General features: G+C 68.3%; 11 protein-coding genes and 2 pseudogenes. 12 read left to right on the top strand and 1 reads right to left on the bottom strand.

Translation table 11 applies throughout. The features are described from left to right. Positions 1 to 9 precede the first annotated feature (9 nt). A complete protein-coding gene (locus PO768_RS06620) occupies positions 10 to 6,594 on the top strand; it encodes a YDG domain-containing protein (protein ID WP_272645426.1) in 6,585 nt (2,194 codons plus the stop codon). 111 nt (positions 6,595 to 6,705) lie between these two features. After that, a complete protein-coding gene (locus tag PO768_RS06615; protein WP_272645425.1) occupies positions 6,706 to 7,524 on the top strand; it encodes an HDOD domain-containing protein in 819 nt (272 codons plus the stop codon). Between the two features lie 121 nt (positions 7,525 to 7,645). Here the strand turns inward: PO768_RS06615 and PO768_RS06610 are convergent, their stop codons facing one another. Then, positions 7,646 to 8,614: a GGDEF domain-containing protein gene (locus PO768_RS06610; protein ID WP_272645424.1), complete on the bottom strand. Its 969-nt coding sequence runs from the start codon at positions 8,612 to 8,614 to the stop codon at positions 7,646 to 7,648. Positions 8,615 to 8,820: 206 nt separating this feature from the next. On the opposite strand from PO768_RS06610, the gene PO768_RS06605 reads away from it, so the two are divergent. The 10 genes and pseudogenes from PO768_RS06605 to PO768_RS06560 all read left to right on the top strand — a co-directional run. Continuing rightward, positions 8,821 to 9,192, top strand: a complete 372-nt coding sequence (locus PO768_RS06605; protein WP_272645423.1) for an ArsR/SmtB family transcription factor — start codon at positions 8,821 to 8,823, stop codon at positions 9,190 to 9,192. A 13-nt stretch (positions 9,193 to 9,205) separates the two neighbouring features. Then, the gene (gene soxC, locus PO768_RS06600) at positions 9,206 to 10,573 is read left to right on the top strand and encodes a sulfite dehydrogenase (protein ID WP_272645422.1); all 1,368 of its coding nucleotides are present in this window, start codon (positions 9,206 to 9,208) and stop codon (positions 10,571 to 10,573) included. Then, positions 10,557 to 11,591: a c-type cytochrome gene (locus PO768_RS06595; RefSeq protein ID WP_272645421.1), complete on the top strand. Its 1,035-nt coding sequence runs from the start codon at positions 10,557 to 10,559 to the stop codon at positions 11,589 to 11,591. The genes soxC and PO768_RS06595 overlap by 17 nt, the downstream gene beginning before the upstream one ends. Positions 11,592 to 11,664: 73 nt before the next feature. Then, complete coding sequence (soxY, locus tag PO768_RS06590) at positions 11,665 to 12,123, top strand: thiosulfate oxidation carrier protein SoxY (protein WP_272645420.1); 459 nt, start codon at positions 11,665 to 11,667, stop codon at positions 12,121 to 12,123. Between the two features lie 18 nt (positions 12,124 to 12,141). Then, positions 12,142 to 12,453 (top strand): thiosulfate oxidation carrier complex protein SoxZ, encoded by a 312-nt coding sequence (gene soxZ / locus PO768_RS06585; protein WP_272645419.1) that lies wholly within the window; start codon positions 12,142 to 12,144, stop codon positions 12,451 to 12,453. A 38-nt stretch (positions 12,454 to 12,491) separates the two neighbouring features. Further along, the gene (gene soxA / locus PO768_RS06580; protein ID WP_442953188.1) at positions 12,492 to 13,295 is read left to right on the top strand and encodes a sulfur oxidation c-type cytochrome SoxA; all 804 of its coding nucleotides are present in this window, start codon (positions 12,492 to 12,494) and stop codon (positions 13,293 to 13,295) included. A gap of 14 nt (positions 13,296 to 13,309) precedes the next feature. Next, positions 13,310 to 13,951 (top strand): annotated as a pseudogene (gene soxX, locus PO768_RS06575) (sulfur oxidation c-type cytochrome SoxX); the annotation flags it as partial. 118 nt (positions 13,952 to 14,069) lie between these two features. Beyond that, complete coding sequence (soxB, locus tag PO768_RS06570) at positions 14,070 to 15,809, top strand: thiosulfohydrolase SoxB (protein WP_272645418.1); 1,740 nt, start codon at positions 14,070 to 14,072, stop codon at positions 15,807 to 15,809. Positions 15,810 to 15,876: 67 nt separating this feature from the next. Then, on the top strand, positions 15,877 to 16,560 hold the full coding sequence (locus tag PO768_RS06565; protein ID WP_272645417.1) for a hypothetical protein: 684 nt from the start codon (positions 15,877 to 15,879) through the stop codon (positions 16,558 to 16,560). Positions 16,561 to 16,584: 24 nt separating this feature from the next. Next, positions 16,585 to 17,886: pseudogene (locus tag PO768_RS06560) on the top strand (hypothetical protein); the annotation flags it as partial.

Genomic DNA, 17,886 nt, shown 5'->3' with positions numbered 1-17,886 from the left:
GGAATTCCCATGAACTCATCGCTGAATCACACCTATCGACTGATCTGGAACGAGCGGACCCAGGCCTATGTGGCCGTGGCCGAGACCACCGCCGGCCGCGGCAAGCGCGCCTCGGGCGCGCTGCTGCTGGCCGGCCTGCTGGCCTGTGGCGGCGTGGCCGCCCAGAGCCCGGCGGCCCTGCCCAGCGGCGGCAGCGTGGTCGCCGGCCAGGCCCAGCTGAGCCAGAACGGCAGCCAGCTGAAGATCGACCAAGCCAGCCACAAGCTGGTGATGAACTGGAGCAGCTTCGACATCGGCAGCCAGGCCGAGGTGAAGTTTGTCCAGCCCGGCAGCGACAGCGTGGCGCTGAACCGCGTCACCGGCGGGGCCGCCAGCGCCATCTTCGGCAAGCTGCAGGCCAATGGCCAGGTCTGGCTGGTCAATCCCAACGGGGTGGTGTTCGGGCGCGGCGCCAGCGTCGATGTGGGTGGCCTGGTGGCCAGCTCGCTGGCGATCAGCGATGCCGACTTCCTGGCCGGCCGCAGCCGCTTCGAGGCCGGTACGGTGGCGGGCGCGGTGCGCAACGAGGGCGGGCTGCGTGCGGCCGAGGGCGGCGTGGTGGCGCTGATCGCGCCCCAGGTGGAGAACAGCGGCAGCATCCAGGCCCCGGGCGGCAGCGCGCTGCTGGGCGCGGGCGCCGCGGTCAGCCTGGACTTTGCCGGCGACGGTCTGCTCAGCCTGACGGTGGAGCGCGCCGCGCTGGACGCCCATGTGGCCAATAGCGGCAGGCTCAGTGCCGGCCTGGTGCAGCTCAGCGCGGCGGCGGCCGGTGCGGTGCGTGCCAGCGTGGTGAACAACGAGGGAGTGATCGAGGCCCAGGGCCTGAGCCAGCAGGGCGGGCGTATCGTGCTGGACGGCGGCGCGCAGGGCGAGGTTCATGTCGGCGGCCGGCTGGACGCCAGCGGTGGCCAGGGCGGACGTATCCAGGTAACCGGCGAGCACATCCGGCTGGACGGTGGCGCGACGCTGGACGCTAGCGGCGCGGCCGGTGGCGGGCAGATCCATGTGGGCGGCGGCTGGCAGGGCAAGGACGCCAGCCAGCGCAATGCCACGACGGTGACGGCCGAGGCGGGCGTGACGGCGCGCGCCAATGCGGGCCGGCAGGGCCAGGGCGGCGAGGTGGTGTTCTGGTCGGACGACGCGACCCGCTTCGCCGGCACGATCGAGGTGAAGGGTGGCAGCCAGGGCGGTGACGGCGGCCGCGCCGAGGTGTCGGGCAAGCAGACCTTGAACTACAGCGGCCGTACCGATGCCCGGGCCGCCAAGGGTCGCACCGGTGATCTGCTGCTGGACCCGGCCTCGCTGGAGATCCGTGGTGGTGGCAGCGGTTCCGGCGCCATCGGGGGCTCCGTGGTCTACGAGAAGGACCTGGAGGCGCAGACGGCCAATATCGTGCTGGAGGCGACCAACAACATCACCTTCAAGGATCTTCGTGCCACCGGCAGCACGGACGGCGTGCTGGACCTGGCCGACGGTGTCAGCTTCACGGCCGTCGCCGGGCGCGGTGGGCGGATGAGCGCGGACCCGGGGGACAAGATCGGCGTCATCCGCTTCGAGCAGAAGAACGACACCCTGCGCGTGAACGGCAATGCCGGCATCCTGCTGATCGCGTCGAACTGGAATTCTGGCGGGGCCGACAGCATCAATGGCGGCAGTGCCTCGGTGATCAATGTGCCCCACCTGGTCGCGAGCGGTGCCGGCAGCAACCCTGCTGGCGCATTGCGGAACTACGACCTGGGCAGCGCGACCCCGGGCAGCGTCGATGCCGGCACCATCACGGTTTTCGGCGCGAATGGCATCACCATCGGCGGCAGCGTCTCCACCCAGGGCGGTTATGTGCGGCTGTGGGCCGATGCCGATTCTGGCACGGGCGGCGCCTTCACTCTGAATGCACCGATCAGCTCTGCGGGTGGCAATGTCTATCTGGCGTCCGGCCACGGCGGCATCACGATGAACGGGCGGATCGATGTTGACAGCGGACGTGTCTTCTTTGATCGCGAGACCGGCACCTACCCGGGTGGCAGAGGTCCGAACGGCCCCAAGACCCTGGCGGGTGAGATCCATGCCAGCGGCGACCTGGATGTCAACACCGCCTTCACGATGAAGGGCGGCGCCAGCATCTACACCGACGGCATCATCCGCTTCGGCAATGTGGGCGTGAGCCTGGACACCGGTACCGGCACCCTGACCCTGCGTGCCAGCGGCATCGACTGGGGCGGCGCCACGCTGAACAACCTCAGCACCGCTTCGCTGCGTCTGGAGCCCCATGACAAGGCCACCAATATGGTGCTGGGCGATGCCGGCGGCTTTGCCTCGGCCGCCACCCTGGCGAAGCTGCCCGGCGTCAAGAACCTGATCATAGGCCGTGAGGACGGCACCGGCACCATCAGCGTGGCCGGCGACTTCAGCTTCAATGCCAGCGGCCATTTCGAGATGGTCAACAAGACCGTGGACATCACGGCCGGCACCCTGACCAATACCGGCGGCGGTCTCACGCTGACCGGCGATACGGTCCATATCAGCAAGGCCGTGACGGCCAACGGTGGCACCGGCAAGGTGACGATACGCCAGATGAAGGCAGCCAACGAGCTGCACCTGGGCACGGGCCTGGACAGCGCCGCGACCGGTCAGATCAATGCCGCGACCTTGGCGATAGGCCGTGTCGATGGCGGCAATCTGGTCTTCGACGGCGACATCAGCACCACCGCCAGCTCGGTGCATCTGATGAGCAGCGCGCGGGTCGAGGGCATCAACGGCGGCGTGGCGGCTGCCAATCTGGCCATCACGGCCGGCGGCGGCGCCGAGATCAGCAACGCCAGCTTTGACTTCAACAAGCTGGCGCTCAAGGTCGGCGGCGACACCACGATTGCGCCGAACCGCATCGGCAGCTTCGGCCTGGGCACGGTGGACGGCCTGGCCGGTTTGGAGATCATGGCCGGCAGCGCGCCAACGGTGAACCTGAGGGCCCAGCAGACCCTCGGCGTCAACGCGCCGATCAAGTTCAACAACAGCGCCGCGACGCTGAACCTGCGCGGCGCTCAGCTGAACGCCGCCGACGCCAGCACTCAGCTGTCGGGGCAGGCTGCCGCGACCATCAGCTACGACACGCCGGATGCCAACTCGCTGATCTTCTTCGGTGGCGGCGGCCTGAGCCAGAGTTCGCTGGCCCGCTTCAATGGCGTCAAGAAGCTGGTGATCGGCAGTGACCGCAACACGCTGGAAGCGATGGGGGACCTGAGCCTGGCCGTCGGTGAGCTGGAGATTCGCGGCCGCGAGCTGCGCACCGACCATGCCATCGCCAACCAGGGCCATGTCCGTCTGCATGCCCAGAACAGCGCGCTGGCCCTGAAGGGCGCCGTGACGGCCACCGGCAGCACGCTGGCGCTGAGTACCGGCGGCGGCCAGGCCATCAGCGCGAGCGGCGTGCTGACGGCAGCCAAGCTGGCGCTGCGCAGCAACGGCGACGCCGCGCTGAACACGAGCAGCCATCAGCTGGGCGAGCTGGCTGCCGAGGTGGCCGATCTGAAGCTGACGAACGGGCGGGCGCTGACCGTCGGCACGGCGGACGGTCTGGCGGGCGTGACGGCTTCCAAGACCGTGGACATCCGCCTCCGCGGTGCCGGCGCCGATCTGGTGCTGGACCAGGCGGTTCGTGCCGGCAATGCCGGCAATGCGGCCAGGCCGCTGCTGCTGGCCGCCGGGGGCAATTTCCACAACCGCGCCGGCAGCGCCGCGCTGAGCGCCGGCGGCGGCAGCTGGGAGGTCTATTCGGCCGACCCTGGGCTGGACACGGTCGGCGGCCTGAGTCCCGACTTCAAGCAGTACAAGGCCAGGGCCGGCGACGCTGTGCTGGGCACGGGCAATGGCCTGCTCTACAGCAAGACCGCCCAGGTGGTGGTGGGCCTGTCGGGCGCGATCAGCAAGGTCTATGACGGCAATACCTCGCTGACGCTGCGCGACGAGCAGATGAGCGTCAGCGCCGGCATTGATGGCGACATCGTCAGCGTCAAGGACGGCGTGGCCGAGTTCGCCGACAAGAACGTGGGCAACAAGGCGGTCCATGTGAAGACCGCCACGATCACCGCGCGCAATGGCGCCGTGCAGGTCTATGGCTACGAGATGGTCGCCGAGTCCTGGGCCGGCGACATCAGCCGCAAGACCATTTCGGTCAGCGGCGGTGGCGTGACGGCGGCGTCCAAGGTGTATGACGGCAACCGCACGGCCACCGTCAATGGCAGCGCCGCGCTGACGGGCCTGGTCGGCAGCGATGCTGTCGGCGCCAACTTCAGCGGCTCCTTCGCCGACAAGAATGTCGGCGTCGGCAAGACCGTTCTGGCCAGCCTGGCGCTGACCGGGACCGATGCCGGCAACTATCAGCTCGATACCCAGACGCTGAGCCTGAAGGCCGACATCACACCCCGGCAGATCACGGCGGGGGCCGTGACCGTGGCCGGCAAGGTCTATGACGGCAGCCGCAGCGCGACGATCAGCGGCGGAACCCTGCAGGGCCTGCTGGCCGGCGATACCGTCAGCGGCACGCTCAGCGGCGAGTTCGTCGACAAGAACGCCGGCTCGGGCAAGGACGTGGCCGTGACGCTGGCCCTGAGCGGTGCCGATGCGGGCAACTACCAGCTCGCCGCCGGCAGCCAGATCGCCAAGGGCGACATCAGCCGCAAGAGCATCAGCGCCGGCGCGGTCAGCGTGGCCGGCAAGGTCTATGACGGCAACACCGTCGCCAGCGTCGGCGGCGGTGCGCTCGAGGGCCTGGTCGCGGGTGACACGGTGGCGACGGATCTGAGCGGCCAGTTCGCCGACAAGAACGTCGGCTCGGCCAAGGATGTGGCCGTGACCTTGGCGCTCAAGGGCGCCGATGCCGGCAACTACCAGCTCGACCGCAGCAGCCAGGCCGCCAAGGGCGACATCAGCCGCAAGCAGATCAGCGCCGAGGCGGTGACGGTGGCCGGCAAGGTCTATGACGGCACGACCGCCGCCACGCTCGGTGGCGGCGCGCTGCAAGGCCTGGTGGAGGGTGACCAAGTGGCAACGAGCTTGAGCGGCGAGTTTGCCGACAAGAACGCCGGGGTGGGCAAGGACGTGGCCGTGAAACTGGCGCTGAACGGCGCCGATGCCGGCAACTACCAGCTCGATACTGGCAGCCAGATCGCCAAGGGCGACATCAGCCGCAAGGTCATCAGCGCCGATGCGGTCAGCGTGGCGGGCAAGGTCTACGACGGCAACACAAGCGCTACGGTCATCGGCGGCGCACTGCAGGGCCTGGTGGCGGGTGACCAGGTGACGACGAGCTTGAGCGGCGAGTTTGCCGACAAGAACGCCGGGGTGGGCAAGGACGTGGCCGTGAAGCTGGCCCTGAACGGCGCCGACGCCGGCAACTACCAGCTCGACACCGGCAGCCAGATCGCCAAGGGCGACATCAGCCGCAAGGTCATCAGTGCCGATGCGGTCAGTGTGGCCGCCAAGGTCTATGACGGCAGCAAGAGTGCCACGGTCAGCGGCGGCGCGCTGCAGGGCCTGGTGGCGGGTGACCAGGTGACGATGAGCTTGAGCGGCGAGTTTGCCGACAAGAACGCCGGTCTGGCCAAGGACGTGGCCGTGAAGCTGGCCCTGAACGGCGCCGATGCAGGCAACTACCAGCTGGACGCCGGCAGCCGCACCGCCAAGGGCGACATCACGCAGCGCCTGCTCACTGCCGAGCACATCGCCGTCGCCGGCAAGGTCTATGACGGTAATAGCGAGGCCGAGGTGCGCGAGATCCGTGTTGCTGGCGTGCTGCCCGGCGATCAGCTGCTGGTGGCCGCACAGGGGCGCTTTGCCGACCCGTCCGCGGGTCGCGACAAGCCGGTGTCGATCAGCGCCGTGCAGCTCAGCGGTGCCGACGCTGCCAACTACCGCATCGACAGCAGCGGACTCCGTACGCAGGCCAGCATCGACGCACCGCCGGCCAGCGATGCCAGGACTTCGGTGCTGGTCAAGCCGCAGCACGGCAACGGTACCCAGGCCGCGTCAAGCGCTGTGACGGCCGCTGCCGGCCCGAGCGGCGCTGATGCTGGTGTCGTGGGCGAGCTGGTGAGCGGCGGCACCAACGCCGGCTTCAACACCGAACAGGCCTTGTACGGTGCGGGCCAGTACAGCATCGCCGTCGACGCTCCGGCGCTGGAGCAGCCGCTGCGTGCCGATGTGCCGGTGTTCTCGCAGCGCGCTGCGGCTCAGCCCGAGTCGCTGGGCCGCTATCTGCTGACCGACCTGGGCGACAGCCTGGCGGTGCTGCCGGGCTCGCAGGCGCCGACGCCGCTGCCGGAGCAGGCGGCCGGCCTTCGTTACAGCGGCGAGGCGATGCTGCTGCTGTCGGCCCGGCAAACCGGCGTGCTGCGCCTGAGCTTCGACGCAGCCGGTGGTCTGCGGGTGGAGGTGCCAGCGGCGGTGGCGGCTCTGGGGCACGAGGTCCTGAGTGCCTATGCCCTCAGCGCGCTCAAGCGCGATGCCGGCATCGGACTTGACCAGGTGCGCACGGTGGTGCTGCACTACGGTTCGGTCTGAGGCCGACCGGCCCATCGCCAGGCGATGGGCCGGTCCCCCGCGATCAAGGCATGGTGTCCGTAACGGCGCTGTGCCGCTAAGATGCGGAAATACTTCTGGTGAAGCGAAAAAATGCCTGTCGATCCACAACTTCGTACCCTGGACATCGAGATCCCCACCCAGCCCGAGGTGTTGGTCAAGCTGTCGCTGCTGATGGCGGCGGAAGATGTGGACCTGCCGGCGATTTCGGGCCTGGTCGAGACCGATATGGCGCTGGCCGCCGCCGTGCTGAAGGCGGTCAATTCCTCGCTCTATGGCCTGCAGGGCCGGGTGCAGACCGTGCACCAGGCGCTGACTTATCTGGGCATGCGCGAGGTCGCGGCCATCACCTTCGAGATGGGGCTGCGGGCCGCGTTTCCGCCGGCCGCCGAGCTGGAGCCGGTCTGGACCCGTGCCTCGCAGCGCGGCCTCTTGATGGGTCGCATGGGCCAGATGCTGGGTGTGGATCCCTGGGCCTCGCATTCGGCCGGGCTGTTCGAGGAATGCGGCAAGGCGGTGCTCTACCGCCATGCCTCGGCCCATTACCCGGCCATGCTGCGCGCCGCGCAGACCGATGCCGAGCTGGTGCAGTTGGAGCACACGGCCTTCGGCGTCAGCCATGACGCGCTGGGTGCGGCCTTGTGCGAGAGCTGGGGTCTGGCGCCGGCGGCGGCCACCAGCGTGCGCCACCATGTGCAGATCCAGGACGGCCTGCTGATCCCCGAGGCGGCTCAGCGCCGCAGCATCTGCGCGATCTCGGCAATCGCCTGGGTGCTGATGAACAAGCCGGCGGATCTGGAAGAGGTCGCCCACGCGATCGCGCCCCAGGCCCAGCTCGACGAGACCCTGGTGCTGCGCGCCGCGCGCCGCGTCAGCGAGCAGCTCAACGAAGCGCAGTCCAGAGGACGCTGAACCCGTCGTCACGCGGCGGGAGCTTGGTTCGACCGAGCTGAGCCCATGGATCCGGCTTTGCCCGTCCATCGGGCTCTGCCCCCTGGAGGGGGTGGCGCGTAGCGCCGTCGGGGGTGGGCCGTCAAGCCGCGAGGCTGAGCCGGTCACGACCGGCGTGCTTGGCAATATAGAGTGCCTCGTCGGCCGCCTGCAACAGCGCCTGCGGGCTCAGATAGGGGTGGCTGGCGCTGTAGGCCGCCAGGCCGATGCTGACAGTCAGAATCTTGTCGGCCGTCAGGCTGGCCGGATGGGCGAGCGCCAGCGCACGCCAGTCCTCGCGCAGCTGCTCCATCAGGCCCTGGGCCATCTCCATATCGAAACCGGGCAGCAGCGCGACGAACTCCTCGCCACCCAAGCGCGCGACCACATCGGTGTCGCGCTTGAAGCGCTCGCCCAGCAGCCTGGCAAAAGCCTGCAGCGCCGCATCGCCGGCGGCCCGGCCCTGCTGCTCGTTGTAGGCCCGGAAGCTGTCCAGGTCCATCACCGCCAGGGCCAGCCGGCTGTGCTGGCGCTGGGCGCGCTTGAACTCGCGGCGCAAGGCATCATCGAACTCGCGGCGGTTGGCCAGGCCGGTCAGCGTATCGCAGCGGCTCAGCGCCGCCAACTCGCGCCGGGCGGCGTCCAGCGCCTGTTGCGTCTGCGCCAGCACTTGGCCGTGCTGCTCGACCTCGCTGCGCAGACGCGCGGCCTCCGACTGTTCCTGCTGCAGCTGGGCCCCCAGGCTCTGGTGCACCCGCTCGAAGGCCTTGTTGATCTGCTGCAGCTCGCGCGGACCGCCCTGCGTGTCGGGCCAGGACAGCGAGCTCGGCGGCAGGCTGGGATCGAAGCTGTGGGCGCGCTCGGCCAGGCGACGTAGCGGCCGCAGCAGCAGGCGCTCCAGCATCAGCACGCTGGCCAGACCCAGGGCCAGCACCAGCAGCAGGTCCTGCAGCGCCATGCCCAGCACATGCTCGGTGGCCAGCCTGGCCTCGTGGCCGGCGCGCAGCCAGGCCGCCAGGGCCACGCCCAGCAGGCCGACCAGGACCAGCACGGCCAGCGTGCGTGTCTTCACCGACCCGCTGCTGGCGGGGGCGAGTTGCTTGGCGGCGCTGAACGGGAGTTTCACGATGCCGGACTGCAAGGCAATGGCGGTGAGTCAAATTGTGCATGGGGGCAAGCCCTGTGCGGTGGCTATAGCGCCCAGGGTATATCCCAGGCTTGCGCCGGCTCAAGCGGTATAAATTAGTGCTTGCTTATATATTGATATTTGGCATTGACATGCAAACAAGCCACGCCGCACCGCCTCCGGCCGAAGCCGACCGGGTGTACGAGATCGCCGCCGAGCTCTTTGGGCTGATGGCCACGCCCTTGCGGCTGAAGATCATCAGCGCGCTGTGCCGAGGCGAGAAAAGTGTGTCGGATTTGCTGCTCGAGATCGAGACCACGCAGCCGAATATGTCGCAGCATCTCGGCCACCTCTACCGCGCCGGCATCCGGGCGCGGCGCCGCGATGGGGTGCAGATGTTCGACCGGGTCAGCAACGAGCGCGCCGTCGCGCTGAGCCGCGCGGTCTGCACGCAGATTGCGATCGAGATGGATGACCCGCAGGCGGTCGAGCCCGCCGAGCGGCTGCTGATGGCCCGGGCCTGAAGGAGACAAGACGATGAACGAGAAGACCGGCCGGTTGCGGCGGGCACCCGAGGGCTTCCTGAGCCGGCAAGACCTGGCCCTGATGCAGCAGCAGGCACCCGCCGAGCGACGCCGTTTCCTGCGCGGCGCCTTCGCGGCGGCCAGTGCGGCGCTGGCCACCGGTGCGCTGCGTGCCCAGGCCAACCCGGTGCCAGCCGAGGGCGGCGACCCCCAGATCCTGAACCTGCCGCCGCATGCGCTGAGCCTGGGCCAGCCGGTGGCGCTGGAGGGCTATGGCAAGCCGTCCAAGTACGAGAGCAATCTGCAGCGTCGCCAAAGCCCGGGACTGACGCAGACCCGCCAGGCCTCGGTGTCCTTCGCGCCGCTGCAGGGCCTGTTTGGCATCGTCACGCCCAGCGGCCTGCATTTCGAGCGCCATCACCAGGGCTGGTGGGACATCGACCCCAGCACGCACCGGCTGATGGTCAATGGTTCGGACGAGAAGATGCTCAAGCGGGCGATGGTGTTCACGATGGACGAGCTGATGCGCCTGCCCAGCGTCTCGCGCTTTCATTTCATCGAGTGCGGCGCCAATACCGGCATGGAGTGGGGCAATGTGGCCGTGCCCACCGTGCAGTACAGCCACGGCATGCTCAGCTGCAGCGAGTTCACCGGCGTGCGCCTGATCGATGTGCTGGAGATGTGCGGCGTCGACCTGAGGCGCGCCCGCTTCGTGCTGGCCGAGGGCGCCGATGGCTCGGCAATGACACGCACCATCCCGATGGAGCTGGTCAGGAGCGGCCAGGTGCTGCTGGCCTATGGCCAGAACGGCGAGATGCTGCGGCCCGAGAACGGCTATCCGCTGCGCCTGGTGGTGCCCGGGGTGCAGGGCGTCAGCTGGGTCAAATACCTGCGCCGCATCGAGGTCGGCGACCAGCCCTGGGCCAGCAAGGACGAGAACATCCACTACATCGACCTGATGCCCGACGGCCTGCACCGCCAGTACACCTCGATCCAGGAGGTCAAGAGCGTGATCACGACGCCCAGCGGGGGGCAGGTCTTGCTTGACAAGGGCTTCTACAACATCAGCGGCCTGGCCTGGTCGGGCCGCGGCAAGATTGCCAAGGTCGATGTCTCGGTCGATGGCGGCCGCAACTGGCGAGCGGCCCGGCTGGAGACCCCGGTGCTGGACCGCTGCCTGACCCGCTTCAATCTCGACTGGGTCTGGGCCGGCCAGGCGACCCTGGTGATGAGCCGGGCCACCGATGACACCGGTCATGTGCAGCCCAACTACGCCCAGCTGCGCGCGGTGCGCGGCCGGCGCTCGATTTATCACAACAATGCGATCCAGACCTGGCTGGTGCAGGAGAGCGGCGAGGTCAAGAATGTCCAGCTCTCTTAAAGCGTTGAGCGTCGCGCTGGCGCTGGTGACAGGTCTTGCCTCGGCCCAGGCGCCCAAGTTTGAGGGCATAGGCCGCAGCGCCACCCAGCCCGAGATCAAGGCCTGGGACATCGATGTGCGGCCCGACTTCAAGGGCCTGCCGCCCGGGCGCGGCACCGTGGCCCAGGGCCAGGAGCTTTGGGAGGCCAAGTGCGCCGGCTGCCACGGCGTCTTCGGTGAGTCCAATGAGGTGTTCAGCCCGCTGATCGGCGGCACCACCAAGGAGGACATCAAGACCGGCCGTGTCGCCAGCCTGCGCGACAACAGCTTCCCGGGCCGCACGACGATGATGAAGGTCTCCCAGCTCTCCAGCCTGTGGGACTACATCAACCGCGCGATGCCCTGGACCGCGCCCAAGTCCCTCAAACCCGACGAGGTCTATGCGGTGACGGCCTATATGTTGTCGCTGGCCGATGTGCTGCCCGCAGACGGCGAACTCTCGGACAAGAACATCGCCGAGGTGCAACAGCGCCTGCCCAACCGCAACGGCAAATCGACCCGCCATGCCTTGTGGCCCGGCGCCGAATTCGCGGCCGGTGCCAAGCCCGATGTGCAGGGCTCGGCCTGTGTGAAGAACTGTGCGCCCGAGGCCAAGGTCGCGTCCTATCTGCCCGATTTCGCCCGCGACGCCCATGGCAATCTGGCCCAGCAGCAGCGCCTGGTCGGACCGCAGCGCGGTATCGACACCCAGCCCAAGGCACCGCCGGTACAGGCCGCCGCCGCCAAGCCGGTCAGCGCCTTGCTGCAGCAGCATGCCTGCATGGCCTGCCATCAGATCGACAGCAAGGTGGTCGGGCCCTCGTTCCGCGAGGTGGTGGCCAAGTACAAGGACCGCAGCGATGCGCGCGAGTACTACGCGGCCAAGCTCAAGAGCGGCAGCGCCGGCATCTGGGGTGCGGTGCCGATGCCGCCGCAGACCCTGCCGGAGGCCGATCTGGCCACCATCGCCGCCTGGCTGGCGGCCGGTGCCAGGCCGTAGCTCGCACAAGCCTGCCCTGCAAGTCCCCCGCCGACACCTGACAATACCGCTCACCCCCCGATAAGGAGACTCCATGCAAACCCGCCGAGAGATGATGAAACACAGCGCCCTGGTGGCCGGCCTGCTGGCCGCCGCCCTGCCGCTGAGTGCGCAGGCGCAGGCCGCCTTCAACCGCGCCGCCTTTGACGCCAAGTCCATGGACGAGATGCTCAAGGCCCTGGGCCTGGGCAAGCCGACCGAGAGCAAGGAGGTCACGCTGACCGGCCCCGATATCGCCGAGAACGGCGCCGTCGTGCCGCTGGGCGTCGCCAGCTCGGCGGCCGGCGTCAAGCGCCTGCTGCTGCTGGTCGAGAAGAATCCCAACATCCTGGCCGCCTCCTTCGACGTCAGCGATGCGGTCGAGGCCAGCATGAGCACGCGCGTCAAGATGGGCCAGACCTCCAATGTGTTCGCCGTGGCGATCACCGGCGACAACAAGGTGCTGTTCGCCCAGAAGGAAGTGAAAGTAACACTTGGCGGCTGCGGCGGCTGATCAGAATAGGAGACCAAGATGGCAGATCCGATGCGAATTCGCGCCCAGGCGCAAGGTGGCAACGCCGTGGTGCGTGTGCTGATGAGTCACGAGATGGAAACCGGCCAGCGCAAGGACGCCGCCGGCAAGACCATCCCGGCCTGGTACATCAACGAGGTGACGGCCGCGCTGAACGGCAAGACCGTGCTGACCGCGCAATGGGGCCCGGCAGTGTCGAAGAACCCGTTCCTGCAGTTCACCGTCAAGGGTGCCAAGGCCGGTGACAAGATCACCGTGAACTGGGTCGACAACAAGGGCGACAAGCGCAGCGACGAAGCGACGGTGGCCTGATAGGCTGCGCCGGGTCCGAACAACAAAAGGAGACAAGCATGATGACGATGCGTAAGTCGGCATGGGCCCTGGGCTGCATGCTCGCTGCCGCCTGTGCCCAGGCCCAGCCCTCGTCGGCCGACGCGATCGCGCAGTACCGCGCGATGCGGGCCGACGGCAACCCGGCCGAGTTGTTCGAGGCCAGGGGCGAGGAGCTCTGGAAGCAAAAGCGTGGCCCCAAGAATGCCTCTATGGAGCGCTGCGATCTGGGCAAGGGCCCGGGCGTCGTCAAGGGCGCCTTTGTCGAGCTGCCGCGCTATTTCGCCGACACCGGCCGGGTGCAGGATCTGGAATCGCGGCTGCTGAGCTGCATGGAGTCGCTGCAGGGCCTGGACGCGAAGAAGATCGCCGCCACCGGCTTCGGCCGAGACGAGCAGAAGAACCTCGAAGGCCTGGTGGCCTGGATCGCCGCCGAGTCGCGCGGCCTCAAGTTCAATCTGCCGGTGGCCCATGCGCAGGAGCAGAAGATGTACGAGGTCGGCAAGCGCCTGTTCTTCTTCCGCGGCGGCCCCTATGACTTTGCCTGCGCCTCCTGCCATAGCGAGACCGGCAAGCGCATCCGCCTGCAGGACCTGCCCGACCTGACCAAAAACCCCGGCGACGGCATCGGCTTCGCGGCCTGGCCGGCCTATCGCGTCTCCAGCGGCGAGCTGTGGGGCATGCAGCGGCGCCTGAACGACTGCTTCCGCCAGCAGCGCTTCCCCTTCCCCGGCTATGGCTCGGACGTGACGGTGGCGCTGGCCAGCTATATGGGCATCAACAGCAAGGGCGCGGTCTCGATCGCCCCGTCGATCAAGCGTTGAAGGAGCCGCGCATCATGAACAAGAAGAATGCAATTCTCTGGGGCGGCCTGGCCGCTGCGGGCCTGGTGCTGGTCGGCTGTGCCAGCCTGCCCAGCGCCGCCGAGCTGGACGCGGAGGCGCTGGCGATGGTGAAGAGCTCCTTCCGCGAGCAGGGCATCGCCAAGCTGGACCGCATCGAGCAAGACCTGGCACAGAAAGCCTGCTCCAGTGACAAGCAGCCCGACGAGGCAACCACCAAGCGCATCGAGGCCGAGGCGCTGGCCTCGATCAAGTGGCCGGCCAATGGCCAGTATCTGGGCGACTGGCGCGAGGGCGAGAAGCTGGCGCAAAACGGCCGGGGCATGACCTGGACCGATGCGGCCGGCGCACCAAGCGGCGGCAATTGCTACAACTGCCACCAGATCAGCAAGGCCGAGATCAGCTTCGGCACCATAGGCCCCAGCCTCTACCAGTACGGCAAGCTGCGCGGCGTCAGCAACCCGGCGGCACCGGAGACGGCGGCCATCGTGCAATACACCTGGGGCAAGCTGTGGAACGCCAAGGCCTACAGCGCCTGCTCGGGCATGCCGCGCTTCGGCCATGCCGGCGTGCTGAACGAGGGCCAGATGCGCGACATCATGGCCCTGCTGCTGGACCCCAAGTCCCCCGTGAATCAAGAGCCCACCCCCGCCGGCCTGCGGCCGCCCCCGCGAGGGGGCGCGCTCGTGGGCCCGGCAGAGCCGGATCCCCGAGCGCCGCTTGGGAAGGCGCTGTCACGCCCCTGATGGAGCCGCCATGAATCTCAGCAAACGCGATCTGCTCAATGTCCTGGGTGCAGCCTCGGTGGCCGGCTTCGGCTTCGTGCGCCAGGCCCAGGCGGCCACGCCCTACGATGCGCCGGCGCCCTTCAAGGGTCCCGGTGCGGTCTCGCTGCTGCACATGACCGACTGCCATGCCCAGCTGCTGCCCATCCATTTTCGCGAGCCCAGCGTCAACCTCGGCTTCGGGGCTTTGAAGGGGCGGCTGCCGCATCTGGTCGGCGAACACTTGCTGAAGGCCGCCGGCCTGCGGCCCGGCACGCGCGAGGCCCATGCTTTCACCTACCTGGACTTCGAGCGTGCCGCGCGCCGCTACGGCAAGGTCGGTGGCTTCGCCCATCTGTCCACGCTGGTCAAGCGCCTGCGCGCCGGCCGGCCCGGCGCCCTGCTGCTGGACGGCGGCGACACCTGGCAAGGCTCGGCGACCTCGCTATGGACCAACGCGCAGGACATGGTCGATGCCTGCAAGCTGCTGGGCGTCGACGTGATGACCGGCCACTGGGAGTTCACCTATGGCCAGCAGCGGGTGCAGGAGATCGTCGAGAAGGACTTCAAGGGCAAGATCGATTTCGTTGCCCAGAACGTCAAGACCCAGGACTTCGGCGACGATGTGTTCGCGCCCTACACGCTGAAGGAAATCAACGGCGTGCCGGTGGCCATCATCGGCCAGGCCTTCCCCTACACACCGATCGCCAACCCGCGCTATCTGGTGGCGGACTGGAGCTTCGGCATCCGCGACGAGGAGCTGCAGAAGCTCGTCGACACGGTGCGCGCCAAGGGCGCGCAGGTCGTCGTGCTCTTGAGCCACAACGGCATGGATGTGGACCTGAAGCTGGCCTCGCGCGTTTCGGGCCTGGACGCCATCCTCGGCGGCCACACCCATGACGGCGTGCCGGTGCCGGTGGCGGTGAAGAACCGCGGCGGCCAGACCCTGGTGACCAATGCCGGCAGCAATGGCAAGTTCCTCGGCGTGCTGGACATCCGTGTCAAGGATGGCCGCGCCGCCGAGCTCAAGTACCAGCTGCTGCCGGTGTTCGCGAATCTGCTGCCGGCCGATGCCGAGATGGCGGCGCTCATCAAGAAGGTGCGCGCGCCCTTCGAGGCCCGCCTGGCCGAACCCTTGGCCATCACCGACGGCCTGCTGTACAGGCGCGGCAATTTCAACGGCAGCTGGGACCAGCTGCTGTGCGATGCACTGATGGAGGTGCAGGGGGCCGAGATCGCCTTCTCGCCGGGCTTCCGCTGGGGCACCAGCCTGCTGCCGGGCCAGACCATCACGCGCGAGTTCCTGATGGACCAGACCGCCATCACCTATCCGCACACCACGCTGACCGAGATGAGCGGCGCGATGATCAAGACGGTGCTGGAGGACGTGGCCGACAACCTCTTCAACCCCGACCCCTACTACCAGCAGGGCGGCGATATGGTGCGGGTCGGCGGCCTGAGCTACAGCTGCACGCCCGAGGCCGGCATGGGCGCGCGCATCAGCGAGATGCGGCTGGGCGGCAAGGCGATAGAGGCCGACAAGACCTACAAGGTCGCCGGCTGGGCGCCGGTTGGCGAAGAGGCGGCCAAGGCCGGGACCAAGCCGGTCTGGGATCTGGTCGAGCAATGGTTCAAGAGCCAGGCCAAGGGTAGCGGCCCGGCCCATATTGCTGCACGCCGGCTCAACAACCCGACCCTGGTCGGCGCGGCAGGCAATCCCGGTATGGCGTGATGGCCTGATGGAGGCGTAGCCGCTATGCTCGGGTCGCCCGCCCTGACGGCCCACCCCGGACCCGCCTTTGAAAACGCTTTGCTGGCTTTGCCTGGCTTCGGCCCCGGCGCTGGCCGACCCTGGCTACTACCTCGTCACGCCCTATGGCGAGCCGGGCCTGCGCGCCGTGGACCTGCGCTACTGGACTGTCAAGAAGCCCGGCGAGAAGGCCAGGCTGTGGCCCGAGCTGGGCCTGCGCTACGGCGTCAACAATCGCTGGACCACCGGGCTGTTCGCCAGCTATATCGGCGACACCTGGGGTACGCAGAAACTCAGCTCCCTGAACTGGCAGAACCTGCTGCTACTGACCCAGGGACAGTACGCCGTCGATCTGGGCGTTCACGCCCAGTTGATCCACGAGCGCGGCGAGGGCAATGTTCTGGAGCTGGGCCCGGTGCTGCAGACCGAATGGGGGCGCAGCCAGATGAATTTCAACCTGATCTTCGAGCATGACTGGGCTTCTGATCGCGGCACCCAGCTCAAGTACCAGGGGCAGTGGTTGTACCGGCTGCGGCCTGGATTGCGCCTGGGCGTGCAGGGCTTTGGTGAGCTGGGTCGCTGGAACCGCTGGTCCGAGCGCCAGTCGCACCGTGCCGGCCCCAGCTTGCGCCTGGGTCTGGGCGAGGCCGACCTGCAGCTCAGCTATCTGTGGGGCCAGACCTATGGCCGCCGTGGCGATATGTTCAGCGCCCAGCTACTGTGGCGGTTCTAAGCGGCATTGCGACGAAAATGCTGCATGGCCAAATCCAAGAACCCGGGCTCAGGATCCCTTGTCTTCACCACGCTTGGCGGCGCGCCCGCGCTGACCAAGGAGCAGATGCTGGACCAGGCGCGCGAGCTCAAGCGCAGCCTCAGCGAGCGCGATGGCGGGGCCAAACCCGACCCCATCGATACCGCCGACCGCCAGCATGTCTTTGATGCCCTGCTGCTGATCGGTGGCTCGCGCGGCGCGGCCGGTCTTTGTCTGTTCCTGCAGGCTGCCAAGCAGCTCAAGGCCAACGGCAAACCCTTCCATCCGGTGGATGTCACCCAGCACCTGCAGGCCCTGCTGCGTGCCGGCCAGGTCAACCAGCCGGGCACCGGCCGGGGCTATGCGCTAGACCTGGCGGCGCACGCCGAGCGGCTGCAGGCGCTCTTGCTGCGCCCCGAAGCCAAGCGCTACTGGCGTCTGTTCGCCTGGGTGCTGGGCGGCGGTCATGGCGAGGTGGACCGGCCGCTGGGCTGGATCAGCTTTCGCGGTGCCGATGACATGGTCATCCTGCTGCGTTTGCTGGCTTTTGGCGGTCTGCCGTTGGCCGAGTTCGAGCGCCTATTGGATGGCGCGCTGCTGGAACTACGCTCCGAGGGCCTGCTGTTCGAGGCCCTGCTGCAACCCTGGCTGCCCGAGGCGGTGCTGGCGATGGCGCCGCCGCTGCGCCAGGCGCTGCTGAGTCAATTGATCGAGATCGCGCCGCCCGGAGTCGCCGAGACACAGCGCCTGCACGAGTGGCTGCTGCAGCGTTTCGAGCTGGCCCCCGCCGAGCTCTCGCCGCTGCTGCGCAGCCGGCTGGCCGAGGCCGCGCTGCATGCGCTGCAGCTCGACCGGGTGGATGCGCTGCTGGCCGGTTTGCAAGGAGCGAGCCTGCCGATCTTCGATGCGGCCCGGCTGGCGCTGAAGGGCGACTGGGCTGGCGCGGCGCAGGCTTACGAGGCGGCTTTGAAGCCGCTGCGCCAGGCCACGGGGGTACGCCGCGGCGTGCTGGGGAGCGATCACGGCCGGCTTTATGTGCTGAGCCTGCTGGCCCAGGACCAGCCGCAGGCCTGGGAGACGGCGCGCAAGTTCTGCATTGCCGAATCGGGCACACGCAAGCCCAGCGCCCATGAGTGGTGGGGACTGTGGGCCCATGTGATCGGCTCGCGCCTGGGCGACGACAGCCTGGACGAGAGCGCGCTGGCTTATGTGCCTGGGCTGGAGGCACGCGAGCATGCGCTGGGGCTGGCGGCCAACCGCCTGCTGCTGGCCGCCTGGCTGGGCCGGCCGGCGCCGGGCTGGACGGCG

It is taken from the genome of Paucibacter sp. XJ19-41 (assembly GCF_028462495.1).
Lineage (GTDB): Bacteria > Pseudomonadota > Gammaproteobacteria > Burkholderiales > Burkholderiaceae_C > Roseateles_E.
Note: the sequence above shows the minus strand (reverse complement) of the source record. Positions and strands in the feature narration are given on the sequence as shown.